Annotated in this window: 20 protein-coding genes; 11 read left to right on the forward strand and 9 right to left on the reverse strand. The window is 69.5% G+C overall.

Annotated elements, in window-relative coordinates:
- Positions 1-40: 40 nt before the first annotated feature.
- On the reverse strand, positions 41-5,545 hold the full coding sequence (locus AB0E69_RS09135; protein WP_360141952.1) for a carboxyl transferase domain-containing protein: 5,505 nt from the start codon (positions 5,543-5,545) through the stop codon (positions 41-43).
- Positions 5,546-5,731: 186 nt separating this feature from the next.
- On the opposite strand from AB0E69_RS09135, the gene AB0E69_RS09140 reads away from it, so the two are divergent.
- Both AB0E69_RS09140 and AB0E69_RS09145 read left to right on the forward strand, forming a co-directional pair.
- The gene (locus tag AB0E69_RS09140; RefSeq protein ID WP_360141954.1) at positions 5,732-7,084 is read left to right on the forward strand and encodes an FAD-binding oxidoreductase; all 1,353 of its coding nucleotides are present in this window, start codon (positions 5,732-5,734) and stop codon (positions 7,082-7,084) included.
- A gap of 10 nt (positions 7,085-7,094) precedes the next feature.
- Entirely contained in the window at positions 7,095-8,252 is a 1,158-nt protein-coding gene (locus AB0E69_RS09145; RefSeq protein WP_360141956.1) for a pyridoxal phosphate-dependent aminotransferase, read from the forward strand.
- Here the strand turns inward: AB0E69_RS09145 and AB0E69_RS09150 are convergent.
- Complete coding sequence (locus AB0E69_RS09150) at positions 8,245-9,012, reverse strand: sugar phosphate isomerase/epimerase (RefSeq protein ID WP_360141958.1); 768 nt, start codon at positions 9,010-9,012, stop codon at positions 8,245-8,247. The two genes, AB0E69_RS09145 and AB0E69_RS09150, sit on opposite strands and share 8 nt — an antisense overlap.
- 47 nt (positions 9,013-9,059) lie before the next feature.
- Here AB0E69_RS09150 and AB0E69_RS09155 point away from each other — a divergent pair, with 47 nt between their 5' ends.
- Entirely contained in the window at positions 9,060-9,800 is a 741-nt protein-coding gene (locus AB0E69_RS09155) for an alanyl-tRNA editing protein (protein ID WP_360141959.1), read from the forward strand.
- Positions 9,801-10,460: 660 nt separating this feature from the next.
- On the opposite strand, the gene AB0E69_RS09160 is transcribed toward AB0E69_RS09155, so the two are convergent.
- Positions 10,461-10,826 (reverse strand): DUF5997 family protein, encoded by a 366-nt coding sequence (locus AB0E69_RS09160; RefSeq protein ID WP_360141961.1) that lies wholly within the window; start codon positions 10,824-10,826, stop codon positions 10,461-10,463.
- Positions 10,827-10,858: 32 nt separating this feature from the next.
- Between AB0E69_RS09160 and AB0E69_RS09165 the strand changes: the two genes are divergently transcribed.
- Positions 10,859-11,575 (forward strand): LysR family substrate-binding domain-containing protein, encoded by a 717-nt coding sequence (locus tag AB0E69_RS09165; protein WP_360141963.1) that lies wholly within the window; start codon positions 10,859-10,861, stop codon positions 11,573-11,575.
- Positions 11,576-11,601: 26 nt separating this feature from the next.
- The gene (locus AB0E69_RS09170) at positions 11,602-12,117 is read left to right on the forward strand and encodes a VOC family protein (RefSeq protein ID WP_360141965.1); all 516 of its coding nucleotides are present in this window, start codon (positions 11,602-11,604) and stop codon (positions 12,115-12,117) included.
- Here AB0E69_RS09170 and AB0E69_RS09175 read toward each other — a convergent pair.
- Positions 12,114-14,129: a GMC oxidoreductase gene (locus AB0E69_RS09175; protein WP_360141967.1), complete on the reverse strand. Its 2,016-nt coding sequence runs from the start codon at positions 14,127-14,129 to the stop codon at positions 12,114-12,116. The genes AB0E69_RS09170 and AB0E69_RS09175 overlap by 4 nt on opposite strands.
- A gap of 78 nt (positions 14,130-14,207) precedes the next feature.
- Between AB0E69_RS09175 and AB0E69_RS09180 the strand changes: the two genes are divergently transcribed.
- The gene (locus AB0E69_RS09180; RefSeq protein WP_360141969.1) at positions 14,208-15,296 is read left to right on the forward strand and encodes an aldo/keto reductase; all 1,089 of its coding nucleotides are present in this window, start codon (positions 14,208-14,210) and stop codon (positions 15,294-15,296) included.
- Here the strand turns inward: AB0E69_RS09180 and AB0E69_RS09185 are convergent.
- From AB0E69_RS09185 to AB0E69_RS09195, 3 genes are all read right to left on the reverse strand, one after another.
- Positions 15,269-15,862 carry a TetR/AcrR family transcriptional regulator gene (locus tag AB0E69_RS09185; protein ID WP_360141971.1) on the reverse strand — a complete coding sequence of 198 codons (594 nt, stop codon included), beginning with the start codon at positions 15,860-15,862 and terminating at the stop codon, positions 15,269-15,271. The two genes, AB0E69_RS09180 and AB0E69_RS09185, sit on opposite strands and share 28 nt — an antisense overlap.
- A gap of 26 nt (positions 15,863-15,888) precedes the next feature.
- Positions 15,889-16,812 (reverse strand): MBL fold metallo-hydrolase, encoded by a 924-nt coding sequence (locus AB0E69_RS09190; protein ID WP_360141973.1) that lies wholly within the window; start codon positions 16,810-16,812, stop codon positions 15,889-15,891.
- Between the two features lie 70 nt (positions 16,813-16,882).
- Positions 16,883-17,893 carry a hypothetical protein gene (locus AB0E69_RS09195; protein WP_360141975.1) on the reverse strand — a complete coding sequence of 337 codons (1,011 nt, stop codon included), beginning with the start codon at positions 17,891-17,893 and terminating at the stop codon, positions 16,883-16,885.
- Between the two features lie 74 nt (positions 17,894-17,967).
- On the opposite strand from AB0E69_RS09195, the gene AB0E69_RS09200 reads away from it, so the two are divergent.
- Positions 17,968-18,636: a TetR/AcrR family transcriptional regulator gene (locus AB0E69_RS09200; protein ID WP_360141977.1), complete on the forward strand. Its 669-nt coding sequence runs from the start codon at positions 17,968-17,970 to the stop codon at positions 18,634-18,636.
- Here the strand turns inward: AB0E69_RS09200 and cpt are convergent.
- Together cpt and AB0E69_RS09210 are read right to left on the reverse strand one after the other, a co-directional pair.
- The gene (cpt, locus tag AB0E69_RS09205; protein WP_360141979.1) at positions 18,624-19,157 is read right to left on the reverse strand and encodes a chloramphenicol phosphotransferase CPT; all 534 of its coding nucleotides are present in this window, start codon (positions 19,155-19,157) and stop codon (positions 18,624-18,626) included. The two genes, AB0E69_RS09200 and cpt, sit on opposite strands and share 13 nt — an antisense overlap.
- Positions 19,154-20,419, reverse strand: coding sequence for an MFS transporter (locus tag AB0E69_RS09210; protein WP_360141981.1), 1,266 nt, complete (start codon positions 20,417-20,419; stop codon positions 19,154-19,156). Before AB0E69_RS09210 ends, cpt begins: the two co-directional genes overlap by 4 nt.
- Before the next feature lie 119 nt (positions 20,420-20,538).
- On the opposite strand from AB0E69_RS09210, the gene AB0E69_RS09215 reads away from it, so the two are divergent.
- The 4 genes from AB0E69_RS09215 to AB0E69_RS09230 are packed head-to-tail and all read left to right on the forward strand — an operon-like array spanning position 20,539 to position 25,134.
- Entirely contained in the window at positions 20,539-22,539 is a 2,001-nt protein-coding gene (locus tag AB0E69_RS09215) for a potassium transporter Kup (protein ID WP_360141983.1), read from the forward strand.
- 3 nt (positions 22,540-22,542) lie between these two features.
- Positions 22,543-23,391, forward strand: a complete 849-nt coding sequence (locus tag AB0E69_RS09220; RefSeq protein WP_360141985.1) for a DUF6597 domain-containing transcriptional factor — start codon at positions 22,543-22,545, stop codon at positions 23,389-23,391.
- Positions 23,372-24,577, forward strand: a complete 1,206-nt coding sequence (locus tag AB0E69_RS09225) for an FAD-binding oxidoreductase (RefSeq protein WP_360141987.1) — start codon at positions 23,372-23,374, stop codon at positions 24,575-24,577. Before AB0E69_RS09220 ends, AB0E69_RS09225 begins: the two co-directional genes overlap by 20 nt.
- The gene (locus AB0E69_RS09230; RefSeq protein ID WP_360141989.1) at positions 24,574-25,134 is read left to right on the forward strand and encodes a dihydrofolate reductase family protein; all 561 of its coding nucleotides are present in this window, start codon (positions 24,574-24,576) and stop codon (positions 25,132-25,134) included. Before AB0E69_RS09225 ends, AB0E69_RS09230 begins: the two co-directional genes overlap by 4 nt.

Here is a 25,134-nt window from a genome sequence, read left to right on the forward strand (position 1 = left end):
CTCCAGGCTAAGGCACCAGCGGGCTCACCGACAGTCCGGCTCAGTGCACCGAGAGTCCGGATTTGATTGCCTCGATCAACTGTGGCCGCAGCTCGCGCGCGCTGATCACCGCGTCGACCGACCCGACGTCGCGGGCCCGCTCGATGCTGTGCACCCGGTCGAACTCGGTCGCCACCTCGCCCAGCTTCTCGGCCCGTACGGCGGTCCGCACCTCGGCAAGCTCGGTCGCCAGCGCGGCACGCTCCGCACCGGCCGCCTCGCCGACCCGCTCGGCCAGCCACGCGACCCGCGGGTCGGCCGCGGTCCGCGCGTCGACCTCGCCGGCGAACACCACCGCGGCCGCCGGCGCCCCGCCGAGCACCGATGCGAACGAGCCCTCGACCGCGAGCACGGTCATCGACGGGTTCAGCGACTTCGAGAACACCACGAACGCGCCGCCGTGGTACCGGGAGACCACGCAGAACACGATCGGGCCGCGGAAGTTCACGATCGCGCGGCCGATCTCGGCGCCGTACTCGAGCTGCAGGTTCCGCATCGAGTCCGGCGAGCCGTCGAACCCGGACAGGTTCGCCAGCACGACGAGCGGCCGGTTTCCGCTGGCCGCGTTGATCGCCCGGGCGACCTTCTTCGACGACCGCGGGAACAGCGTGCCCGCGGTGTACGTGTCCGGGCCGTCGGTGGGCGGGAAGCCCCGGCGCGGCACCGACTTGGACTCGATGCCGACGAGACAGACCGGGTACCCGCCCAGCCGCGCGTCCTGTACGACGGCGGTGTCGGCGTCGGCCATCCCGGCCCAGCGCTCGAGCACCGGGTGGTCCTGGTCGGTGACCGCCCGCATCAGCGTGCGGATGTCGAAGGCCTTCTTCCGGTCCGGGTTGGTCGCCGCTGAGAAGATCTCGCCGACCGTCTTGAAGTCACTCCCCGGCACGTCGTGCGGGTACGGCGTGACGTCGCGGTCGACCGGGTCCGTGGTCAGCGCCTGCCGCGGGCCGGGCTCGCCGGGCACGACGTACGTGTGGTCGTAGTGCGTCATCAGCACGTCCCGGGCCGCCTTCAGGTTCGGCGCCCAGTACTGCGCCTGGCCGTTCGGGCCCATCACCCGGTCGTAGCCGCCGATGCCGAAGTTGTCCTCGGCCGAGACGCTGCCGGAGAAATCCAGGGTCTGCTTGCCGGTCAGCACCATCGCGCTGTCCGGCGTCATCACCAGGATGCCCTTGGTATGCATCAGCATCGTCGCCTCGGCGTTCCAGTACGGCTGCGCGCCGACGTTGATGCCGGCGACCACGACGTTGATCTCGCCGCCGTCCTGGGTGAACTCGACGATCCGCTTCAGCGCCTTGGCGACCCAGTCCATGTTCTCGGTGCCGGAGTCCATCGAGATCCGGGCGCCGGCGGACAGCGAGTACCACTCGACCGGGATCCGCAGCCGCTCGGCCAGGTCGAGCGCGGCGATGATCCGCGAGCACTCCGCCTCGGCCACCGCACCGAGCGCCATCGTCGGGTCACCACTCATCGCGACCCGGGTGACGCCCTCGGGATACCGCTTGCTGGGCGTGGTGACGATGCCGACGATGATGCCGGCCTTGTTCAGGCCCTTCGGCCGGTCGACCGGGACCAGGTTGCCGGCGTCGTCCAGGTCGTGCTCGACGAACGAGCCGCCCTGGCCGGCCACCATGCCGCTGACCTCGTACGGGTAGATGGTGTTGCGCCGACGGGACCGCTGGACCTTCTGGGCGTAGTCGTCGAGCGGCATCAGCCGTCCGGTGGGCGGCTGCTCGACCGATGTGACCACGCCGGCGCCGTGCTGGTAGTAGAACCGGGCAGCGACCGGGTTGATCGTGCCGTCCGGCGCGGCGACGCGCCCCTGGACCAGGACCTCCTCGATGCCGGCACCAGCGGTCAGCGGCGCGATGTTGCGCTGCAGCGCGGTCACTTCGTCGACCTGGGCCTCGACCACCGGCCAGATCTGCACCCAGACGTGGTTCATGTCCAGCTTGGCCCCGGCCGCACCGCGCGCGGTCCGCACGCGGCGGATCGCCTCGAGGCAGTTGGCGATCGCCCGCTCGGCGTGCGGCAGCGAGGTGACCTGACCGTCCTCGTCCCGGACCACGGCGAACTGCCGGACCTGGGCGAGCGCTACGAGCCGCCGGTCCGCCTCGTTGTCCCGGGCGACGCAGTAGTACAGCAGGACGTCCTCCGGCGCCTCCAGACGGGTGATCCGGAAGTCCTTGAGCCGCCAGAGGTTCAGCCGCCGGCCGACCATCGGGTGGACGCCGCGGACGTTGTCGTCCTCGGTGACCGAGCCACCGGCCGGGCGGTAGGTGAAGTACGACACCGGGCGGTCCTCACCCGGTAAGACCGCGACGGAGATCCGGCGTACCCGCTGGGCAATCGGGAGGTCGGCGACCAGCCGCCGGTACCGGTCGGAGGCCTCCTGCTGCGTCTCCGGGAGCTCCGGGCCGTGCAGGTACAGCTCGACCACGGCCTCGTGGCCGGCGGGCCGGGCGTCGATCTGGGCAGACAGCGCGCGGGACAGGCCGCCGTCCGGGTCGACCAGCTCGTCGACGGTACCGACCGTCGTGACGAGGTGGCTCGGGCGGTCGTCGATGCTGTAGTCCGCCGTCGCGAACGGCCGGCCCTCGACCGCGAACTCGTGCAGGTCGTGCAGCTCGTACTCGCGGTAGTGCCGGCGGATGAGCACCTCGAGCATCGGCTCGCGCTCACCCCAGCCGTCCTCCAGCCGCTTGGCCAGGAACCGCACGATCGGCTCCGGGATGGCGGCCAGCGCGTCGATCCGCTCCTGCCGGTCCGTAGCGTCCGGATGCGCGGCCAGGTAGTCGACCTCGTCACTGACCCCACCGATCACCGTCGCCCGGTCCGCGTCGACCAGCGGCTGGTCGAACCAGCGGAACCGGACACTCCGGGCCAGGTCACCGACGACCGGGAACCGCAGCTGGGTCGCCAGCACCAGCCGGTCGAGCAGCTCGTGCGCCGACTCGTCCAGCGGCGACTCCGGCCGCGGCTCGGCGATCCAGCGCTGCAGCACGGACGTCACCAGCAGTACGTCGGGCGTCGACCGCTGCTGGGCGAGGAAGATCCGGAACACGGCCTCCTCGAGCTCCGGGCTCCGCTCCAGCCCGGTGACGCCGTAGTGGCTCAGCACCCGGGTCAGCCGGGCCTGGAACTCGGCCGGCAGCCCGCCTCGGTCCGGGTCGAGGCTCTGCAGGTACGTGTAGAAGTACTCGCGGGCGCTGTGCACCCGGTTCTCGATGGTGATGTCCGCACCGGCCGGCCGGTTCCGGCTCAGCTCGGCGAAGTCGGCGAAGACGGCCAGCAGCTCGACCTCAGCACTCATCGGCGGCTCAGCCAGCTCGGACCGAGCAGCCAGGTAGCCGGCCAGCGTCGCGCCCTCGTCCTGCGGGTCGATGTCGAACCCGAGCAGCATGCTGCGCAGGTCGTCCAACCCACGCTCGACCCGCTCAGCCGCAGACTTCTCCCCCGTCCCGTTCGGCAGGTCCAGCTGTACGCCGTTCTCGACCGGGGCAGCCTGCTCCGCACCGGCGTCGTCGGCGACCGGCTCCAGCCGGAGCAGCGGCGCACCGGTCTCCACCTGGCTGCCGGTGGACACGACCAGCTCCTTCACGGTCGCCTTGAACGGCGCGTAGAGGACGGTCTCCATCTTCATGCTCTCCAGCACCAGCACAGGCGCGCCGGCTTCCACCTCGGCGCCGGACTGGACAGGTGTCGCCACCACGAGCGCCGGTGCGGGTGAACGCAGTACGCCGCCCTCGTCGCGACTGACGCGGTGCGTGACACCGTCGACCTCGACCAGGTGCACCGGACCGTGCGTGGCGGTGACCAGGCGGAACCGCTGGCCGCCGACCACCAGGCGGCTGGTGTACTCGTCCAGGCGCTCCAGCTCGGCGTCCACCATCTTCAGGTGGTCGTTGCCGTTGCCGACACCGACCCGGAACCGCTCCGGACCGATCCGCGCGACCGTCACCCGGTAGCCCGCGCCACGGAGCTTCAGGTCGATCGCCCGGCCCACCTCGTGCTGCACCTGTGGCCGGCCGCCGTGCGCGGTCTCCAGCAGCCGGGTCCGCTCGACCTGCTCGGCGTCCTCGTACCCCTCGATCGCTGCTGCGACCAGCGCGACACCGGAGTGCCGGTGGGATACCAGTCGACCCTCGCCGCGGACGCGGTCGATCCAGCCGGTGTCCGCGCTGCCGTCGATCACCTCGGGCTGGTCGAGCAGCTCGAGGATGAAGCTCTTGTTGGTCGCACCGCCCTCGATCAGCACGGTCGTCGCCTGCATGGCGCGCCGCAGCCGCGCCAGCGCCTCCTCGCGGGTCCGGCCGTAGCCGATGATCTTCGCGATCATCGAGTCGAAGTCGGCCGGGATGCTGTCCCCCGCACTCACGCCGGTGTCGACCCGGATGCCCGGTCCGGCCGGGAGATCCAGGACGGCGATCCGCCCGGGCGACGGGGCGAAGTCGCGGTCCGGGTCCTCGGCGTTCAGTCGCGCCTCGACCGCGTGACCGCTCTCCACCGGCTTGCTGCCCTCCAGCCGGCCGCCGGAGGCGACGTGCAGCTGGGCCTTCACCAGGTCGAACCCGGTGGTCAGCTCGGTGATCGGGTGCTCGACCTGGAGTCGCGTGTTGACCTCCAGGAAGGCGAACGACTTCTCGCCCGGGTGGTACAGGAACTCGACCGTCGCGGCACCCTGGTAGCCGACCGCGAGGGCCAGCCGCTCGGCCGAGGCCTTCAGGTCCTCGACCTGGGACGCGGACAGCAGCGGCGACGCGGACTCCTCGATCACCTTCTGGTTGCGGCGCTGCACCGAGCAGTCGCGGACACCGAGCGCCCAGGCGGTCCCCTGGCCGTCAGCGATCACCTGCACCTCGACGTGCCGTGCTCCGGTCACCAGGCGCTCCAGGAAGACCACACCGCTGCCGAAGGCGCGGGCGGCCTCCTCACTGGTCCGCTGGTACGCATCGGTCAGGTCCTCGGCCGAGCGGACCACGCGGATCCCACGGCCACCACCACCAGCCGTTGCCTTGAGCATCAATGGGTACCCGATCGACTCGGCCGCGGCCAGCGCCGCATCCACCGACTCGACCGCGCCACGGCTCCACGGAGCGACGGGTACGCCGACCTCCTCGGCGATCAGCTTGGACCCGATCTTGTCGCCGAGCTTGCGCATCGCCTCGGCCGACGGCCCGATGAACGTGACCCCGATCCGCGCGCACAGCTCCGCGAACGCGGGGTCCTCGGCGACGAACCCCCAGCCAACCCAGGCGGCGTCCGCCTTGGTCTCGCGCAGCGCCCGCTCCAGGACGGCGAGGTCCAGGTACGGCCGCGCGGAGGCGGGCCCGAGCGGGTAGGCCAGATCGGCCTCCCGCACGAAAGTGGCGGTGCGCTCGCCCTCCGTGAACAGGGCAACGGTCTCGAGCTGGTCACCGCCCTCGGCGTTGACCTCCCGCACCGCGTTGATCAGCCGCATGGCCGCCTCGCCCCGGTTCACAATCGCGATACGCTTGAACATCGACCGCCTCCGTGTCTCATCCTGCTTGTACAGAAGGGATCGCCCTCTGCGGGCACAGGTTTTCAGCCCAAGGGCCTTACCGTCGAGTCGGCCCCCCTTTCAGGCGTGTTCGCGGGTCTGTCGGCACGTCTCGATGACCCTCTCGCGGGGAAAGACTGCCGGTGACTGGAGACCTGGGAGGGTTTGATGGGCGAGTTGGCCGAGCAGTTGCGTGGTGTCGTGGCCGGACCGGTGCTGGAGCCCGGGGACGACGGGTTCGCGGGCGAGGTGACCGGGTTCAACCTGGCGGCGACGCACCGGCCGGAGGTCGTGGTCGGGCTGACGTCGGAGGCCGACGCGGTGGCCGTCGTGCAGGTGGCCGCCTCGAGCGGCAGCACGGTCCACGTTCTCGCGACCGGGCACGGCGTACCGGATGTGACCGGTGGGATCCTGGTGACGACGTCGCGGATGACCGGGGTGAGCATCGACGGGCGCGTCGCGCGGATCAACGCGGGGTGCCAGTGGGCCGAGGTGGTGTCGGCTGCGGCGCCGCACGGGTTGGCACCGATCACGGGCGCGTCGGACGCGGTCGGGTGTATCGGGTACACACTGGGTGGTGGGCTGGGGCCGTTGGCGCGGACCTACGGGTTCTCGTCGGACTGGGCCCGTGGCTTCCGGGTGGTGACCGCATCTGGTCAGGCGGTGACAGCGAGTGCCGACGAGAACGCGGACCTGTTCTGGGCATTGCGTGGTGGCAAGGGCGGGTTCGGGATCGTCACCTCGATGGACTTCGAGCTGGTGGAGCTCAGCACGCTGTACGGCGGCTCGGTGTTCTTCGACGCGGAGTACATCGCGCCGGTGCTGACGGCCTGGGCAGCATGGACCTCGTCGCTGCCGGAGACCGCGAACTCGTCGGCGGTGATCCTGCGGCTGCCGCCGCTCGAGTTCATCCCGGCGCCGTTGCGGGGCAAGACGGTGCTGAGCGTGCGGTTCGCATTCGTCGGCGACCCGGCGGAGGGCAAGCGGCTGTTCCAGCCGGTCCGGGACGCCGGTCCGACGCTGATCGACGGGGTCGGTGAGATGCCGGCCAGCGACATCGCGCTGATCCACAACGATCCGAAGGAACCGACGCCCGCGTGGGATCGGGGGCTGATGCTGACGTCGCTTTCAGCCGAGTTCGTCGAGGCGTTCCTGGACGTGGTCGGGCCGGAGCGCGAGGTGCCGCTGGTCGCGGTCGAGCTCCGGCACCTCGGCGGGGCCACGGCGCGGGACGTGCCGGGCGGCAGCGCGGTCGGTGGGCGTGGCGGCGCGGCGACGATGACGATGATCGGCGTACCGGATCCGAGCCTGTTCGAAAAGGTGCTGCCGGCAACGGTCGACGGCGTGCTCGAGCGGCTGGAGCCGTTCGTGAGCGCGGAGACGACCGTGAACTTCGCGGGCGGGTTCGCGCTGCCCGGCTCGTACCAGGCGTCCTGGCCGCCGGCAACGTTCTCCCGGCTGGCCGAGCTCCGCGCTGCCTACGATCCGGACCAGCTCTTCCCCTACGGGCCCATGCCCTAAGGTCGGTGGTGTGAAGCTTGCTGGGCGGATGGAGCGGCTCGGGACCGAGTCGGCGTTCGAGGTTCTTGCCAAGGCCAAGGCGCTGGAAGCGGCCGGGCGGGAGATCGTGCACCTCGAGATCGGGGAACCGGACTTCGACACTCCCCCACATGTGGTCGCCGCCGCCCAGCGGGCCCTCGACGAGGGCCACACGCACTACGTGCCGGCGCCGGGGATCCCGGAGCTCCGGACGGCGGTGACCTCGTTCCTGGAGCGTTCCGGCCGGCTCGCAACGTCGCCGGACCGCGTTGTCGTCACGCCCGGGGCCAAGCCCATCATGTTCTTCACGATCATGGCGCTGTGCGAACCCGGTGACGAGGTCCTCTACCCGGACCCCGGGTTCCCGATGTACGCGTCGATCGCGGCCTTCGCCGGGGCGACGCCGGTCCCGGTGCCGCTGCGCGAGGAGAACGGGTTCGTCATCGATCCCGAGGAGCTGCGGTCGCTGGTCACCGAGCGGACCAAGCTGCTGATCCTCAACTCCCCGCACAACCCGTGCGGGAGCGCGTCGACGCCGGAGCAGCTCGAGGCGATCGCCGAGATCGCTGTCGAGCACGATCTCGTGGTGCTCAGCGACGAGGTCTACTGGGCCCTCCGGTACGACGGAGAGCACCACAGCGTGCTCGACCTCGACGGGATGGCCGAGCGGACCATCCTGCTCGACGGATGGTCGAAGACGTTCGCGATGACCGGCTGGCGGCTCGGGTTCGGCGTGTTCCCGGAGCCGCTGGTCGAGCCGGTGACCCGGTTGCTGATCAACTCGGTCTCCTGTACGTCGGCGTTCAGCCAGTACGCCGCGATCGCGGCGCTCGACGGTCCGTGGGACGCGGTCGACGAGATGCTGGCGGCTTTCCGGGAGCGGCGCGAGGTGATCGTTTCCGGGCTGAACGCCGTACCGGGTGTTTCCTGTGTCGAGCCCGGTGGAGCGTTCTATGCGTTCCCGAACGTCAGCGAGCTGGGTCAGCCGGCGTCGGTGCTCGCGGATCGATTGCTGGCGGAGGCCGGCGTTGCGGTCCTGCCGGGAACGTCGTTCGGGGAGTACGGCGAGAACCACCTGCGGTTCTCGTACGCGAACTCGGTGGAGAACATCCGTCGAGCCCTGGACGCCTTCACTGCGCTCGTCAGCTGACAGGCCTCCGGCCGAGCGAGAGGCCGTTGCCGACCAGGTAGTCGTAGCTGTCTCGCAGCGCTGTCATGACGTCGGTGTCACACCGGTCCAGCTCGACGATGTGCCATGCGGCCCACGGGTTCGCGGCGAGGATCGCGGGGATGTCCAGGCTGCCTTGACCGACCGCGACCATCGCGTCCTCGACCGTCTTCGCCGGGCCGTCCTTGACGTGCAGAAACCGGACGCGGTCACCGAGCTCGCGGGTTGCCGCAGCCGGGTCCACTCCGGCCAGCGCGGCCCAGTACACGTCGAGCTCCAGCAGGACGTCCGGGTCGAGCTGGTCGAGCAGAACGTCGTACGCGCGTCGCCCGTCGGGCAGCCGGGAGAACTCCGCGCAGTGGTTGTGGTACGCGATCCACAGGCCGTACTCCCGCGCGTTCGCGGCGCCTTCGTTCACCCGCTCCACCCCGCGCGCGATGCTGTCCGCGGTCGCGAACTCCTCTGCTTCCAGGCTCCACGCGAGCACCGGCGCGCCGAGCTCGCTTTGCTCGTCGAGGATCCTGTGGGCGTCCGGTCCGGCCGGGAACGGTGCGTGCGAGCTGCACAGCTCGAGGCCGAGCTCGTCGAGCAATCGCCGTACCGCGGTCGGCTTCAGGCCGTGCAGTTCGTACGCCTCGACGGCGACGTACCCGAGGTCGCTGATCTGCCGGAGTACGCCGGGAAAACCCTGCTGCGCCAACGCGTAGACCGACCAGAGCTGCACTGCGATCGGCCGCCTCACGCGAACCACTGTAGGAGCTGCTGCGACGGTTGTTAGAGTCGGGGACCATGAGCACGTCAGCGAATCAGCACGGGCACACGCATCGGCTCGACCTGGACGACGCGTCGGTCCGGGAATGGGATGCGACCGTCGTCGGGGTGGACCCGGAGCGCGGGATCGTGCTCGACCGGTCCGCGTTCTACCCCGGCGGTGGCGGGCAGCCGCCGGACGAGGGCGTGCTGCTGTGGGGCGGCGTCCGGACCCGGATCGTTGGTACGACCAAGGGTGATGATCTCTACCTGGTCCCGGCCGAGGGTGATCCGGTACCGCCGGTCGGTACTGCGGTCCGCGGCGCGCTCGACGACGAGCGGCGTACTCAGCTGATGCGGACGCACTCCGGGCTGCACGTGCTGACCGGCGTGGTGTTCCGCGACTTCGGTGCGCTGGTGACGGGCGGGAACATGGAGCCGCTGTCCGCGCGGATGGACTTCGACCTGGCGGAGGTCCCGCCGGACTTCAAGGACCGGGTCGCCCAGGCGGTGAACGCCGAGATCCGCACCGACCGCCGGATCACCGTCAGCAACCTCCCTCGCGACGAGGCGTTCGCCATCCCCGACATCATCCGCACGGCAACGAACCTGCTGCCCCCCGACATCGAGATCGTCCGCATCGTCGACATCGCCGGCCTCGACACCCAGGCCGACGGCGGCACCCACGTAGCCTCGACGTCCCTGATCGGCCGCCTGGAGGTCATAAAAATGGAAAGCAAAGGCAAAGGCTTCCGCCGCCTCCGCGTCCGAATCGTCTAAGCAGGTTTCAAGCACAGGAAGAACAAAGAAAAGCGAAGAGATTCAAGAAGAAGAAGAGAAAGGAAGAAAGAGGGGCTATTCAGAAGCCCGAGTAGGCCTTCAAGGAAGAGATCCAAAAAAGATCAGAGGAAAAGAGAGATTTAGAGTGATGGCTGGCTTCGGTGACCGACCGGAGATTAGCCACGCGACGTCAGTGTTTCAGAACGCACATCGACCCGCCGAGCTGCGGCGGCGCGTTCGTCGACCGTGAGGAGCTGGTCGACGGGACGCTGGTGCCGACCGGGAACCACGCGGACAGCAAACACAACTGCTCCGGTGAACGGCTGCGCTGCGCCAGGGCCTGAACATCCACACATCATCCGCATCACCAGCCGCCTCGAACCCTACCGACGCGACTGGTGACTTCTAACCCTCAAATCAGAGGCGTGGCTGGCGTCGGCGGGCGGCCGGAGCCCGCAGTAAGAGGGAAGATACGACTGACCAGTGCCCCGATCTCAATCCTTCCATTGCGGGTCGACGTGCGTTCTGACGCACTGTCGCGCGGCTGAGATCCAAGTCGGTCACCGCAGCCAGCCACTACCCTAAATCTCTTCCTTTGTTCTGTTATTCTTCTTCTTTAATCTCTTCCGTGAAAGCTCAGCTGAGACTTCTGAATGACCCTCAGCTCTTCTTCTGTTCGGCTTCCTGGCGGCGGACTTCGGCCTGGGTGGCGCGTTCGTGTTGGAGCCAGTCGGGGTTTTCGGAGCGGATCTGTTCGATCTCGGCGGTGGTGAGGGCCTCGGTGATGCCGGCGCGGGCCAGGCCGCTGATCGACACCGCGAGCCGCGCGGCGACCACCGACCGCGGGTGCGGGCCGTTCTTGCGGAGCTCGCGCAGCCACTCCGGCGGGTCGGCCTGCAGCGCGTTCAGTTCCTCGCGCGACACCACACCCTCCTGGAACTCGGCCGGCGTCGCGGGGAGGTACACCTCGAGTTTCTTCGCCGCCGTCGCCGGCTTCATGGTCTGGGTGGTCTTCCGCGCGTTCATGGCAGCAGCGTAACGCCCGGTAACCTGAGCCCGTGACCGGACAACCCAGCTTCCGCCTCGGGTACGTCCCCGGCGTGACCCCGGCGAAGTGGGCCCGGATCTGGGCCGAGCGCTTCCCGCGGATCCCGCTCGACCTCGTCCAGGTGACCGCGGCCGACGCTCCCGACCTGGTCCGGCGATCCGAGCTCGACGCCGTACTCCTCCGGCTCCCGATCGACCGCGAGGGCCTGCACGCCATCCCGCTGTACGTCGAGCAGACGGTGGTCGTCGTACCCAAGGACCACCTGGTCACGGCGGCCGACGAGGTCACGGTCGAGGATCTGGAGGACGAGCTCGTCCAGCACCCGCTGGACGACGAGCTCGACTGGGAGCACCCGCCGGGGCGCCCGGTCACCGACCGGCCGGCCACGACCGCCGACGCGGTCGCACTGGTTGCCATGGGCACCGGGCTGCTGGTGGTACCGCAGTCGCTGGCCCGGCTGCACCATCGCAAGGACCTGACCTACCGCCCGCTGACCGGCGTACCGGAGTCTCAGGTAGCGCTCTCCTGGCGCGAGGACCAGACCACCGACCTGGTCGAGCAGCTCATCGGCATCGTCCGCGGCCGCACGGTCAACAGCTCCCGCGGCCCCTCGGCCGAGGCACCGGCCAAACCCCGGAAAGAAACCGCCAAGAAGGCTCCGGCGAAGAAGAAATCCACCCAGCAGGCCGGCCCCCGGAGGAAAGCTCCCCGCCGGCGCTGGCAATAAGTTGAGGCTTCAACTACTATCGTCGTATGGCGATCTTCCGGTTGAACCACGCGGTCCTGTACGTGCGCGACGTCGCAGCGAGCGTCGCCTTCTACCGTGACGTCCTCGGCTTCGGCTACACCGAGTCCGGCGACACGATTCCGGGCGCCGCGTTCCTGCAGGCCCCGGGATCGACCAACGACCACGACCTCGGGCTGTTCCAGCTCGGCGCGCAGGCGGGTCCGTCCGGTGCCGGCCGTTCGACGGTCGGGCTGTACCACCTCGCCTGGGAGGTCGACACGCTCGGCGACCTGCAGGATCTCGCCACGGCGCTGAGCGACAACGACGCCCTGGTCGGCGCGTCCGACCACGGCACCACGAAGTCGCTCTACGGCCGGGACCCCGACGGCCTGGAGTTCGAGATCGTCTGGATCATCCCCGCCGACCTGCTGACCGACGAGGACCGCCAGAAGACCGGCGTCAGCCGCCTGGACCTGGCCGCCGAGCTCGCGAAGTACGGCCGCGAGGCCCGCAGCGGCGTCGGCATCTCCCGCGTCAGCTAACGCACCATTTGGCTCGTGATCCGGAGCGAGTTCGCGAGGATCGTCAGCACCGGGTTCACGCCGCCGTTGGTGACATGCAGCGAACCGTCAGCGATCCGCACATTGTCGTGTCCCCAGACGCGGCCGAACGGATCGGTGACGGAGTGCGCCGGATCGGTCCCCATCCGGCACGTCCCGGCCTGATGTTGCCCGGTGCTCGCATGATCGAGTGATCCCATCCGACCAATTGCGGTCCGCACGGCCCCCGCGGTCTCCAGCCACTCCCGCGCCTTCGCACTCATGAACGTTTGCGACCGAACGTCCTCCGGATGGATCGACCCGCTCGTCACCACCACCGGATTCCCGAACCGGTCCACGACCCGCGGGTCCACCCGCACCCGCGACTCGGCCGACGTGACCTCCTGGATCGGCCCGACGACGCGCAGCATCCGCCGTACCTCGCGCCGCATCGCCGCCTTGCCCGCCGCACCCGCCGGCGGGATCAGGCCGGCGCCGGTCAAATAGTCGTACGTCGACGCCGGGGTCGGAACGAACTCGTTAGCGAGCATCCCGCCGCCGACGATCCCGTCGTTCCCGTGCCGGAAGTCGCACGTCGCGATCGAAACGCCGGGCCCGATCAAGTCGACGATCTCGTCCTCGAAAAGCCCGACCGCACCGGCGTACACGTGCGCCTGCAGATGCCGGCCGACCTGGTCGTGGTTGTTCCCGAGGCCGTCCGGTTCGCCGTCGTGTGCACTGTTCAGCAGCAACCGCGGCGTCTCGGAGGCGCCCGCGGCGACCACGACCTCCGCGCAGGCGACGGTCTGACGCCAGATCCCGCCGTTCCCGTCGCTCGCCACCAGCGCCACCCCGGTGACTCGGCCGGCGGAGTCGGTCACGAGTCGCTCGGCCGTCGTCTCCGTGATCAGCGTGCAGTTTCCGGTGGCGAGAGCGGCCGGGAGCGCGGTGTTGTGCGTTCCCGACTTCGCCGCGACCGGACACGCGAACCCGACGCACATCGCACACCTGACACAGCCCGACCGCCCCTGGTAGTCGACCGAGTTGATCAGCAGCGGTACGTCGAGCGTCCCCCACCCCAGCCGCTCCGCGGCCTCCGCGAGCAGCTGCGCCGGTCCGGTCCGCGGCATCGGCGGCATCGGCAACGGAATCGATCGCGGCTCATGCCAGGGATCCGTCCCGCCGCCGCTCACCCCGAACCGTTGCTCGGCAAGCGAGTAGAACGGCTCCAGGTCGTCGTACGTGATCGGCCAGTCCGCGAGAGCGCTCCCGGGCGGTACGCCGTACGTCGTCGCCATCGTGAAGTCCCGCGGGACGAACCGCCACGCCTGCGCGCCGTACACCCGGGTCCCGCCGCCGACTGTGAACGCGTTGTTCCCCCAGCCGCCGTCCGCCGGGTAGACCGTGCTCCGGACACCGTCGACGACCGAGATCCGCGGTCTCCCGGCCGGATCGGGATCGGTCGGAGCGGGCAGACCGACCACCGAGCGCGGGTTCCGGAGGTGATCCGTGGCGAGCGCTCTCGTGCTCGGATACGCCCCGAGCTCCACGACCAGGACCGACCGCCCCGACTCGGCGAGCACCTGAGCCGCCGCTCCCCCACCGGCTCCGGAGCCGATCACGACGCAGTCGTAGCGATCGGCGAGGGCCGATCGCGGCGTCAGCGTCAGCTCGGTCTCCACCGGCGTGAGGTCCTCCGTCCGCCAGCCAACCGAAGCCCAGGTCGCCGGCGCCGCGTAGTAGCCCTGTGCCACGAGCCGGATCAGCCAAGCCCCGTCCACGTCCGCCAGCACCGGGTCCAGCACCGGGGCCAGCCCCGTGCTGTGGGTCACGAGGGGGGCGGCAACACTGAGGGCTCGTTCCACTCGGGGGAACCAGTCGGGACGGTCGGCGGTCAGGACCTGTTCTACGAAGGCGACCGCGCCCGCCTGAGACGCGGAGGGATGGTCGTCGACGGGGACCACCAGGTCGGCGAGACGTTCCAGCGTGATCCGTTGCTGTTCAGACAAGCGCACGTCGAGATCCTTTCACGCAGCACCGTTTCGCGGCGGAATGTACTTGCCGGTCCAAATTTGTCGAGCAACGCTGAAGCCATGGCACTTGACGACTACTACCTGCTCGGCCGGTCCGGCCTCCGCGTCAGCCGGCTCGCCCTCGGCACGATGAACTTCGGTACGGCGGGATTCCACGCGCCGTATGGGAAGACCGAGGACGACGCCAGCGCGATCTTCAGCACCTACGTCGAGGCCGGCGGCAACTTCATCGACACCGCCGACTTCTACACCGCCGGCGAGAGCGAACGCATCCTCGGCAAGCTGATGACCGGGATGCGCGACCGGATGGTCCTCACCACCAAGGCGACCAACAGCATCGACCACAGCGACCCGAACGCCGGCGGCAACAGCCGCAAACACCTCATCCGCGCCCTCGACGCGTCACTTCGCCGCCTCGGCACCGACTACGTCGACCTCTTCCTGCTGCACACCTGGGACCGGATCACCCCGGTCGACGAGGTACTGCGTACGTTCGACGATCTCACCCGGGCCGGCAAGATCCGGTACGCCGGACTCTCCGACGTACCGTCCTGGTACGCCGCCCGCGCCCAGAGCCTCGCCGACGCGCACGGTCTGCCGCCGATGATCAACCTGCAACTGCCCTACTCATTGGTTGAGCGAACGATCGAAACCGAACATGTCCCGATGGCGCAGGACCTCGGCCTCGGCATCACCGCCTGGAGCCCGCTGGCGGGCGGGTTCCTGACTGGCAAGTACCGCCGCGACGACCAGGGTCTGAACGGCGACGGCCGGCTCGCCGGTGACGGTACGCCAGGCTGGACCTGGAACGACCGGCAATGGGGGCTGTTGGCAACAATCAAGGAGGTCGCGGACAAGCTGGGCGTCACGATGGCACAGGTCGCGGTGAACTGGGCGGCGACGCAGCCCGGGATCGCCGCCGCCATTGTCGGCGCGAGCCGGCCGGAGCAGCTCGCGACCAGCATCCAGGCGCTCGAGTTCGAGATCCCGGCCGAGTTGCGTTCTGCCCTCGACGAGGCGAGCGCCGTGCCGCCCGAGTCGGTGTACCGGATGTTCACACCGCAGTACCAGAGCTGGATCGTGACGCCGGGCGCGAAGGTGGCCGACAAGCCGGCCGGATATCAGCCGCCGGTGCTCAACTGGAGATAGTCGAGGCAGGAGTCCAGCGCGTACTCCAGGTGGGTCGACGATCCGGACGACATCAGGATCGCGACCCCGCCCTGGATCGCGGCCATCAGCAGCGCGGATGCGCGGGCGGGGTCCACGTCGGAGCGGATCTCACCCGCGGCCTGCATACCCTCGACCCCGGCCCGGATCCGCTGCTCCCACTGGGCCAGCAGCTTCCCCGTCACCGCCTGCGCGGCCGGGGCGTGCCGTCCGACCTCGGTGATCAGCACGCCGAGCGGGCAGTTCACGCCCTGCCGCCGGTACCGCTCGACGAGGACATCGCGCCACTCGCGCCAGGCGGCCCACGAGGTCAGCCGGCCGAGCTGCGGCTCCTGGTCCTCGAGCACCCGATCGGCCTCGCGCTCGGCTACCGCGAGCAGGAGCTGCTCCTTGCCGTCCGGAAAGTAGTGGAACAGCTGGCTCTTGCCGGTCCGGCTCCGGCGGCCGATGTCGTCGAGCGTCACGGCGGTGATCCCGCGGTCCCGGATCTCGGCCGCGGCGGCGTCGATGATCCGCCCGCGGGTCGCCGTACCTTTGGCTGTCAGCACCCGGTTAACTGTACCGGGTGGTCCAGTCAGACCGTGGTCCGCAGCGGACCGCCGTTGAACTCGATGGCGTCGCGTAGCGCAGCCATCAGGCCGACCTCTCCGCCGGTGGCGAGCGCGTACTCGCGGTGCAGGTTCAGCACCAGACGCTCGCTGTCGGCCCACTCCGCGAACTCGCCGAGATCACGTTTCCGGGCCGCCTCCAACGGGCTGAGACCCTCCCGCCGCCCGCTCTCCGCGGTCTCCAGCACCAGCCGGTAGTAGCTCTCCAGCTTCCCGAACACGTCCGGAACGTCGGCTCCCGGCAGCAACGGCCCGTGCCCGGGTACGACGTACTCCGCGCCGAAGGACCGTAGCCAGTCGAGAGCACGGATACCGCCCTCGGCAGAGCCCATTGCGACCAGCGGGGTCAGGCCGTTGAACACAAGGTCGCCGGTGAACAACACCTTCTCCGCCGGCAACCACACGATCACGTCGCCCGGCGTGTGGGCCGGGTATCCGGGGTGGTGGAGCTCGATCCGGCGGTCACCGGAGTACAGCGTCAGGCCGGCGTCGATCACGACGTCAGGCAAGCGCCGGGAGACCGCGCCCCAGTCCGGAACCGGCGACCACGCCGGCGGGCACTGGTCGATCATCGGGTCCGTCGCCAGCGCGGCCCGCATCGCTCGATGACCGATCAGGACCGTTGACTCCGGCAACAGGCTGTTCCCGTAGCTGTGATCACCGTGCTGGTGCGTGTTCACCGCCCACCGCGGTACGTCGACCCCGGTCGCGGCCGCGGCCAGTCCGAGAAACCGGCTCGTCCGCTCCGCGGTCGCGCAGGTGTCCACGATCAGGACACCACCGTCACCGGCGACCACGCCGGCGTTGTTCACCCACCACGTGCCGTCCGGCTGCACATAGGCGTACACGCCGTCGACGATCTCGCTCAGTTCACCGCTCTCCGGTCCCATCCCGCGATCCTCCACGCTCCACAAGAGATCTCCACGAGTACCGGAGAAGGACGGTACGGCACTCCCGCCGTCAGGAGCGTTGCTGGTTCAGCTCGGCGAGCTTGCCGAAGACCTGTTTCGGTTGCCAGTGCCCCTCGTCGTCGACCGCGACCAGCCCGTACGCCGCCAGGTCCAGATCGTGCCGCGGGTCGCCAGGGCGGTGCGGCAGCTCGAAGCCGGCAAAGCTGAACCAGAATGCGGCTGCCAGGTTGAGCTTGTCGAACTCCTCGACGAGTTCGAGCAGGTACTCCACTTGTTCCTCCTCCCGCCGCTCGTACGTCCCATCGAGCGCCGGCGGATCGGTGCTGGCATCGACGATCATCCAGCCGATCCCGCCGCGATCGGCCGCGCCGCGGTACGTGCAGCAGCCGAACTCGGTCACCACCACCGGCTTCCCCCACTTCGACCGGGAGGCCAGCTCATCTGCGAAGGTCGCGGCGTTCTGCGCATCGCGGTACGCGTCGACGCTGACGATGTCGAACAGCTCCCAGTTCACGTCTTCCCACAGGCCGGCGGCGTACGTGATCCGGCCGGCGAACGCACTCCGGGCGGCGCTCACGAGCTCCTGCTGCACGGCGGTCCAGCGCTGCAGGCCGGCAAACAGCTCGGCCTGCCGCTCCGGATCCGACCAGGTCGCCGGATCAGTCATCACCGCGATCCGTTCCTTCGCCGTCTCCCCGGGCACGAAGCCCTTGCAGAACAGCGAGAGCTCACAGCCGAGCACCATCACGACCTCGCCCCGCCCGGACTGCCGCAGCGTCTCGGCGTGTCCGGCGCAGTCGGCCAGGTACGCGATGAACTCGGCCGGCTCCAGATCCATCGGCATCGGCGAGAACCAGACGTCGAGCCCTGCCGCCAGCGCCGCCTCCGCCGCGGTCACCAGCCGCTCCGGATCGTCGCCCGACACCCGCACCGCCGGAGCATGCAGCTGGTCCGCGATCACCGCCAGGTCGCGGCGCACCGAGTCGGCATCGAAACGCCGGCGGGTGTTGCGTCTGTCGTACACGAACCCGGTGTCATAGTTCACCCCGATCGAAAGCATGCCGGCAGGGTAGCAACGAAAATCATACTCAGTACATCTTTTTATCCAGTATGGAATCCTTCTATTCTGCCTGCGTGGACGAGGCGACGCCCGGGCGGCGGGAGCGGAAGAAGGCCGAGCTCAGAACGCGGATCTCGGACGTGGCCACCGCGCTCTTCCTCGACCGGGGGTTCGACGCCGTGTCGGTGACCGAGGTGGCCGAGGCGGCGGATGTCGCGCGGCCGACAGTGTTCGCGCACTTCGCCCGCAAGGAAGACCTGCTCTTCGACCGCTACCCCGAGGCCGAGGCGCTGGTCGTCGCTGCGATCACCGATCGCCCGGCCGGCACCTCTGCGGTTGCCGCGCTGTCCGAGTTGCTGGTTCGCCTTGCCGACGAGCGCCACCCGCTATCGACGATCCGCGGTCGTTTCCGGCGATTCTGGGTGGTCGTCGGCGAGTCGCGGGCGTTGCAGGCTCGGGCCCGCGAGCTCACCGAGCAGCTCGAGCAGGCGATCGCCGCCGCGATGCGGCAGACCGAAGTACCAGAGCCGGAGCTGACCGCCGCGCTGGCGGTCGCGGCCTACCGCACCGTCCACCTGCAATCGGTACGACGCATCCTGGCCGGCGACGACCCCGACCTCGTCGCCGGCGACCACCGCGACCGAATCATCACCGCTCTCGCGACCGTCGATCGCCTCGGCGAGCAAGCGATCAGCCCCAGCACCGAACGATCAGTCCCGATCGCAAGCGATCAACTAACGTAGCTGGCGATCGTTCGCGCACAATCGATCGACTCGGCTCGGGAGGTGTCGACCTCGACGTCGTACTTCACGCCCTCGTGGACGATCAGCGCCTGCCCGGCTGCCATCCCCCGCGCCCGGTCCCCACGAGCCAGCTCTCGACCGGCCGCGACCTCGGGCGCACACCGTACGCCGACCCACAGCGTCTCGACGTCACCGATCACACCCCGCCAGCGCTCCTGCGAGTCACCGCCGCCGAGGAACACGTCGTCCACGATCACCCGCGCCCCGGCCCGGCACATCGCGACGAGCCCGGTCCGCCACGCCGCCTCGAGCCGCGTGAACTCCGGCCCGACGGACACCGCACCGCCAGCCCCGACCTCGAATCCGGCCGTCGCCCCGTCTAGACCGGTCGGCAGCGCGGCCACAAAGTCGTCCACGCTGAACGCCAACCACGGCTCCTCCAGCACAGCCTGCAGGCAGCGGACGATGCCCGTCTTCCCCGAACTGGATCCGCCGTTGACGATCACCAAGCGCGCTGTCACGGCTGCAAGGCTAAGGCTTTCTCCGCCCCGGGCTCGACCGGTTTCCCGGTCCGCCGGGCCAGCAGCAGGAATGGCACCGAGAACAGCTGGATCCCCGCGGTCAGCAGGTACGCCTGCCCGTAGCCCCACAGATCCGCGGACCGCCCGAGCGCCGGCTGGATCACCACACCACCGGCGGAGCCGAGCAGGTTGTCCGACGAGAGCACAGTCGCCCGCTGCGCCGACGGGATGTGGCTGTTCAGGTACGCCTGCCGCACCGGGCTCATCGCCGCGAACATCGTCCCCCAGAGCATCAGCAGCCCGAGCGCCATCCAGAACGACGTGACCAGCCCCATCAGCGCGATCACAGTGCCCGAGGCAACGATCGCCCCGATCAGGATCATGATCCGGTCGGTGAAGATCCGCGCGACGTACGACGCCGACGCGCCGCCCGCGATCTGCGCGCCGGCCACGATCCCGGCCGACAGCCCCGCGATCCAGTAGGAGTCGGCGTGCCCGTAGAGCTGCAGCAAGTACGGCTGAGCGGCATAGAACCCGTACACACTCACCCCGGCGGTGAACGGCCCGGCCAGCATCACCCAGCGAACCCGCGGGTTCAGCAACCCGTGCTGCAGCGAAGCCCGGACGATCTCACCCATCTCCCCGCGCACCGAAACCCGCGGCTTCGGCGTGAACCCGATGTCCCACATCGCCCGGAAGGCGACGCCGAACGTCAGCGCCAGCAGCAGCGCACGAGCGACATACGGAACGCCGATATTCGTGAACTGGGCCAGGAACCCGCCGCCGATCGCGCCGGCCATCATCGCAATCCCGTTCGCCACCTGCCCCTTCGCGAACGCGGCGTCCAGGGAACCCTGGTACCCGGTCGCGTGCAACCCGTCGACCAGCCACGCCTCGGTGGCACCGCTGAAGAACGTGAAGCCCAGACCGAGCAACGCCGACACCACCGCCCACCAGACGAACGGTGCGTGAATCTGCCACAGCAGCAGGTAGAGCAGCGTGGTGGCGAACAGCGTCACGGTCCCCAGCAGGTACGACGTCCGCCGCCCGACCGTGTCCGCGACGACGCCCGTCGGGACCTCGAAGAGCACCATGCCGGCGGTGAAGAACGCGTTCGCGAGAAATGCCTTCCCGATGCTCAGGCCCGCGTCCAGCAGGAACAGCGTGTTGATACCCCAGATCAGGGACGACGCGCCCGTCGACACCACGGTCAGCGTGATGTAGGTCCGTAGTACCTGCTCCGGCGTCGTCGGTGTCGTCATGATCCCTGCCCTCTCTAGTGTCTCTCCTCCGTGTCCCACAGTCACCTGGAACGTCGGAGCGGGCCGCGGCGTCTCGACATGCATCGGCTAACCTCGCGGCCGGGGTATCGTCCGGTCCCGTGACGAATCAGCAGGAGCCGGGAACGGCCGACACTCCGGGCACGGCCGGCACGGCCGCGAGCGATCCGGACGTCAGCCCCGCGTCGGCGCACACGCCGCACGCCCACAACTCAGCCAAACTTGCCGTAGTCGTGGGAGCACTGGGAGTGGTGTTCGGCGACATCGGCACCAGCCCGCTCTACACCCTCCAGACGGTGTTCAACCCCGAGGACCCGCACCCGGTTCCGGTCAGTACCAATAACGTCTTCGGCGTGGTGTCGCTGATCTTCTGGTCGGTGATGATCATCGTCACCGTCACCTACATCCTGCTGGCGATGCGCGCGGACAACGACGGCGAGGGCGGCGTGATGGCGCTGATCACGCTGCTGCGGCGCTGGCGGTCCACGCATCCCAGTCGCCGGGCGGCGATCGTGCTCGCGTCGGTCGGCCTCTTCGGTGCGTCGCTCTTCTTCGGCGACGGCATGATCACCCCGGCCATCTCGGTGCTGTCCGCGGTCGAGGGGCTCAAGGTCGTCGAGCCGTCGCTGACCGACTACGTCGTACCGATCACCGCGGTGATCATCGTGATCCTGTTCATGGTCCAGCGCCGCGGGACGGAGTCCGTGGGTCGCGTCTTCGGACCGATCATGATCGTTTGGTTCGCCGTGATCGGTGCCTGCGGCATCAGTGGGATCGTCGAGCACCCGGGCATCCTGAAGGCGCTCTCGCCGACCTATGCGATCGGCTTCCTGACCGGTCACTTCCACATCGCGTTCTTCGCGCTGGCGGCGATCGTGCTCGCGGTCACCGGCGCCGAGGCGCTGTACGCCGATATGGGTCACTTCGGCCGCCGGGCGATCAGCCGCGGCTGGTTGTTCCTCGTGCTGCCGGCCTGCACGCTCAGCTACTTCGGCCAGGGCGCGCTGATCCTCGAGGACAACAAGAACATCAGCAGCCCGTTCTTCCTACTGGTCCCGGACTGGGGCCGGCTGCCACTCGTCCTGCTCGCGACCGCAGCCACCGTGATCGCCTCGCAGGCCGTGATCACCGGCGCGTACTCCGTCGCCTCGCAGGCCGCCCAGCTCGGGTACCTGCCCCGGCTCCGGGTCGCGCACACGTCGCCGACGACGATGGGCCAGATCTACGTTCCGTTCGTCAACTGGCTGCTGTTCGCCTCGGTACTGACGCTGATCTTCGCGTTCCGCAGTTCGGCCGCCCTGGCGTACGCGTACGGCATGACGGTGACCGGCACCATCACCATCACCACGTTGCTGTTCTTCTACGTCGCCCACTACCGGTGGAACGTGCCGAAGTGGCTAATCGCCCTCGGTGCCGTCCCCCTGCTGTCGGTCGACGCCCTGTTCATCGCCGCGAACCTCACCAAGCTGGTGCACGGCGCGTGGCTGCCGCTGCTGATCGCGCTGACCGCGTTCACCGTGATGACTACGTGGCAACGCGGCCGGGAGGTGGTCACCGCGGAACGCGAGCAGGCCGAGGGCCCGTTGCAGGAGTTCATCGACGAGCTCGGCTCCGGTGAGATCCCGGTCCGGACCGTACCGGGAACGGCGGTCTTCCTGAACCGCGGAAACGTGAGCGCACCGCTCGCCCTGCGTGCGAACGTCGAGCACAACCAGGTCCGGCACGAGCACGTCGTGATCGTCGCGATCACCACCGAGCCGGTCCCGCGGGTGGCCGAGGACCAGCGGGTGACCGTCAACGACCTCGGGTACGGCGACGACGGCATCACGCACGTGACCGCCAAGTTCGGCTACATGGAGAACCCGAACGTGCCGGCCGCCCTGGCCAGGCTGGACGCGGCGGCGACCGAGGGCACGATCGACCTCGACAACGCCTCGTACTTCCTGTCGAAGATCGAGCTCCGCCGGGGCAAGGCGCGGACCATGGCCGGCTGGCGCAAGCAGCTGTTCCTGGCCACGTCGCACATCACGGCGGACGCGGCGGAGTACTTCGGGCTTCCCCGCGACCGCACGGTCATCATCGGGTCACACATCGAGGTGTAGGTCGTGGAGCAGACGTACGACGAGAGCCCGCCGGCGCCCGCACTGGCCGGTCTCGTTCGTACGGTCTGGATCCAGCGCACGGGTTCGCGGCCGTACCCGCAGCGCAACCTGCCGACCGGCGGTGTCGAGCTGCATTGCCCGGTGGGCGGCGTACCGCGGGTGATCGGGCCGCTGACGAAGGCCCAGGTCCAGGTGCTCTCGCCGCGGACGACGATCGTCGGGGTTCGGTTCATGCCTGGAGCCGGTACCGCGTTGCTCGGCATGCCGGCCGACGAGCTCGTCGATCTCAGCGTCGAGCTCTGGGGCTGGGCAGCGGAGGTGATCGGCACGGTGGTCGCTGGCGCGCCGACACCGCAGGCGGCGCTGATGGGCGTCCAGCGGTATCTGGCGCTGCAGCCGCTGCGGCCGGATCCGCTCGTGACCGAGATGGTCCGGCGGCTGATGCCGTGGGATTCGACCGGGATCGCGACGCTCGCCGGCGATCTCGCGCTCTCCGAGAGCCAGCTGCGGCGGCGCTGCCTGACCGCGACCGGCGTCGCTCCCAAGGCGCTGCAACGGACCCTGCGTTTCCAGGGGTATCTCGCGCTCGCCCAGGCCGGGTTCGGCGGCGGTCTCGCCGATCTCGCGGCCGAGACCGGGTACGCCGATCACGCCCATCTCACCCGGGAATGCGTCCGGCTGACCGGGGTCACGCCGCGCGAGCTGCTCGGCGACAAGGCCGATCGCTGCGATTGCGGTCATGACCACTCCGCGTCGTACCGCCCGTTCCTCGCCGGCTGGTACGACCGTTTTCGTCAAGCCCAGCGAGCTCAACCGGCCCTAGCGTCGTCGCATGGAACTGATCGGCCCTGACCACCAGCTGTACGACGCCCTCCGCCGGCCGGCCTTCTCCCGGTACGACGAGATCCGCCCGGCCGCGATCGCCCGCTGCACCTCCGCCGAGGACGTGGCCGAGGTACTCGACACCAAGCTCCAGGTCGTCCCTCGAGGAGGTGGCCACTGCTTCGCCGGCCGCTCCTCGACCACCGGCTTGCTCCTCGACCTCTCCACGATGAACGCCGTCTCGCCGGACGGCCGACGGGTCACGATCGGTGCGGGCGCCCGGCTGGAGCACGTGTACCGCTCGTTGCACGCGCACGGGCTGACGATTCCGGCCGGCTGCGGGCCGACGGTCGGTATCGCCGGGCTCACGCTCGGCGGTGGGCTCGGGTTGATCGGACGTTCATACGGTCTCACCTGTGATCGATTGATCGAGGCAACCGTCGTACTCGCGGACGGACGCATCCTCACGACCAGCTCGACCGATCACCCCGAGCTGTTCTGGGCGCTGCGCGGCGCCGGGGGCGGCCAGTTCGGGGTCGTCACCTCGCTCGTCTTCGACGCCGTACTGTCGCCGGCCGCCACCCGTTTCGACGTCGTCTGGCCGCGCTCCCGGGCGGCCGATGTCATCACCGCCTGGCAGGCCTGGGCACCTGACGCCCCGGACGACCTCACCGCCTGCCTGACTGTCACGCCCACCGAGGTTCGGGTCTTCGGAGCCGCTCTCGGAGCCGTCGACCTCGGGCCGCTCGACGGCGAGGTGCAGCTTCGCGACGGTCTGTCCTGGCCCGACCTCAAACGCAGCCTCAACGAGCCCGAGGGGCCGGACGAGATCTTCAGCAAGTCCGAGTTCTTCTCCCACGACCTGCCGGCGGAGGCGATCGCCGACCTCCTCACGACTGGCGCGACCCTCAGCTTCACCCCGATGGGCGGCGCCTACAACCGGGTCGCACCGGACGCGACCGCCTTCCCGCACCGCCGGGAACGCTTCCTCCTCGAACACACCTCCCCCGACCCCGCCACCGCCCGCAGCTCCTGGCGCATCGCCCACCCGCACGCCTCCGGCCGCGTCTACGCGAACTTCCCCGACCCCGACCTCACCGACTGGGCCACCGCCTACCACGGTGAGAACTACTCCCGCCTGACCGCCGTCAAGGACCGCTACGACCCCGGCAACCTGTTTCACTTCCCCCAGTCCATCGAAGGAGCCACCCGATGATCGTGCTCGACATGTCCATGTCCCTGGACGGATTCGTCGTCGGCCCCGACGACAGCCGCGAGGAACCCATGGGCCGCGGCGGCTTCCGGCTCTTCAACTGGCTCGACGCCCGCAACGACGACGGTCCGAGCGGTCAGGTGTACCGGGAGGCGATGGCCACCGGCGCGCTGATCGCCGGCCGCCGGACCTTCGAGCATGCCAACCGCTGGAACGGTGATCACCACGACGGCGTACCGATGTTCATCCTCACCCATCACATCGACGAGGACGACGTCCCGCCGGGCTCGGCTCGCTTCGTCACCGACGTCGCAGAGTGCGCCGCACAGGCCAAGGCGGCCGCGGGCGACCGCAACGTCCTGGTGCACGGCGCCGGCGCCGGGCAGGCGCTGCTGCGCGCCGGACTCGTCGACGAGCTGGAGGTGCACGTCGTCAACGTCCTGCTCGGCCAGGGCCGTCGGCTCTTCGACAACCTCCCCGCCGAGTACGTCGAGCTGGAAGCGACCCGCCAGCTGTCAGCTCGGGACGTCACGCACCTGCACTACCGGGTCGTGCGGTAG

This window comes from Kribbella sp. NPDC026611 (assembly GCF_040638345.1).
Classification (GTDB): domain Bacteria; phylum Actinomycetota; class Actinomycetes; order Propionibacteriales; family Kribbellaceae; genus Kribbella.

What these genes read in the sequence shown, in the direction of transcription:
- AB0E69_RS09135 (WP_360141952.1), bottom strand. Translation starts at nt 5,545, where the DNA reads ATGTTCAAGCGTATCGCGATTGTGAACCGGGGCGAGGCGGCCATGCGG.
- AB0E69_RS09140 (WP_360141954.1), top strand. Translation starts at nt 5,732, where the DNA reads ATGGGCGAGTTGGCCGAGCAGTTGCGTGGTGTCGTGGCCGGACCGGTG.
- AB0E69_RS09155 (WP_360141959.1), top strand. Translation starts at nt 9,060, where the DNA reads ATGAGCACGTCAGCGAATCAGCACGGGCACACGCATCGGCTCGACCTG.
- AB0E69_RS09160 (WP_360141961.1), bottom strand. Translation starts at nt 10,826, where the DNA reads ATGAACGCGCGGAAGACCACCCAGACCATGAAGCCGGCGACGGCGGCG.
- AB0E69_RS09170 (WP_360141965.1), top strand. Translation starts at nt 11,602, where the DNA reads ATGGCGATCTTCCGGTTGAACCACGCGGTCCTGTACGTGCGCGACGTC.
- AB0E69_RS09180 (WP_360141969.1), top strand. Translation starts at nt 14,208, where the DNA reads ATGGCACTTGACGACTACTACCTGCTCGGCCGGTCCGGCCTCCGCGTC.
- AB0E69_RS09190 (WP_360141973.1), bottom strand. Translation starts at nt 16,812, where the DNA reads ATGGGACCGGAGAGCGGTGAACTGAGCGAGATCGTCGACGGCGTGTAC.
- AB0E69_RS09195 (WP_360141975.1), bottom strand. Translation starts at nt 17,893, where the DNA reads ATGCTTTCGATCGGGGTGAACTATGACACCGGGTTCGTGTACGACAGA.
- AB0E69_RS09210 (WP_360141981.1), bottom strand. Translation starts at nt 20,419, where the DNA reads ATGACGACACCGACGACGCCGGAGCAGGTACTACGGACCTACATCACG.
- AB0E69_RS09225 (WP_360141987.1), top strand. Translation starts at nt 23,372, where the DNA reads ATGGAACTGATCGGCCCTGACCACCAGCTGTACGACGCCCTCCGCCGG.
- AB0E69_RS09230 (WP_360141989.1), top strand. Translation starts at nt 24,574, where the DNA reads ATGATCGTGCTCGACATGTCCATGTCCCTGGACGGATTCGTCGTCGGC.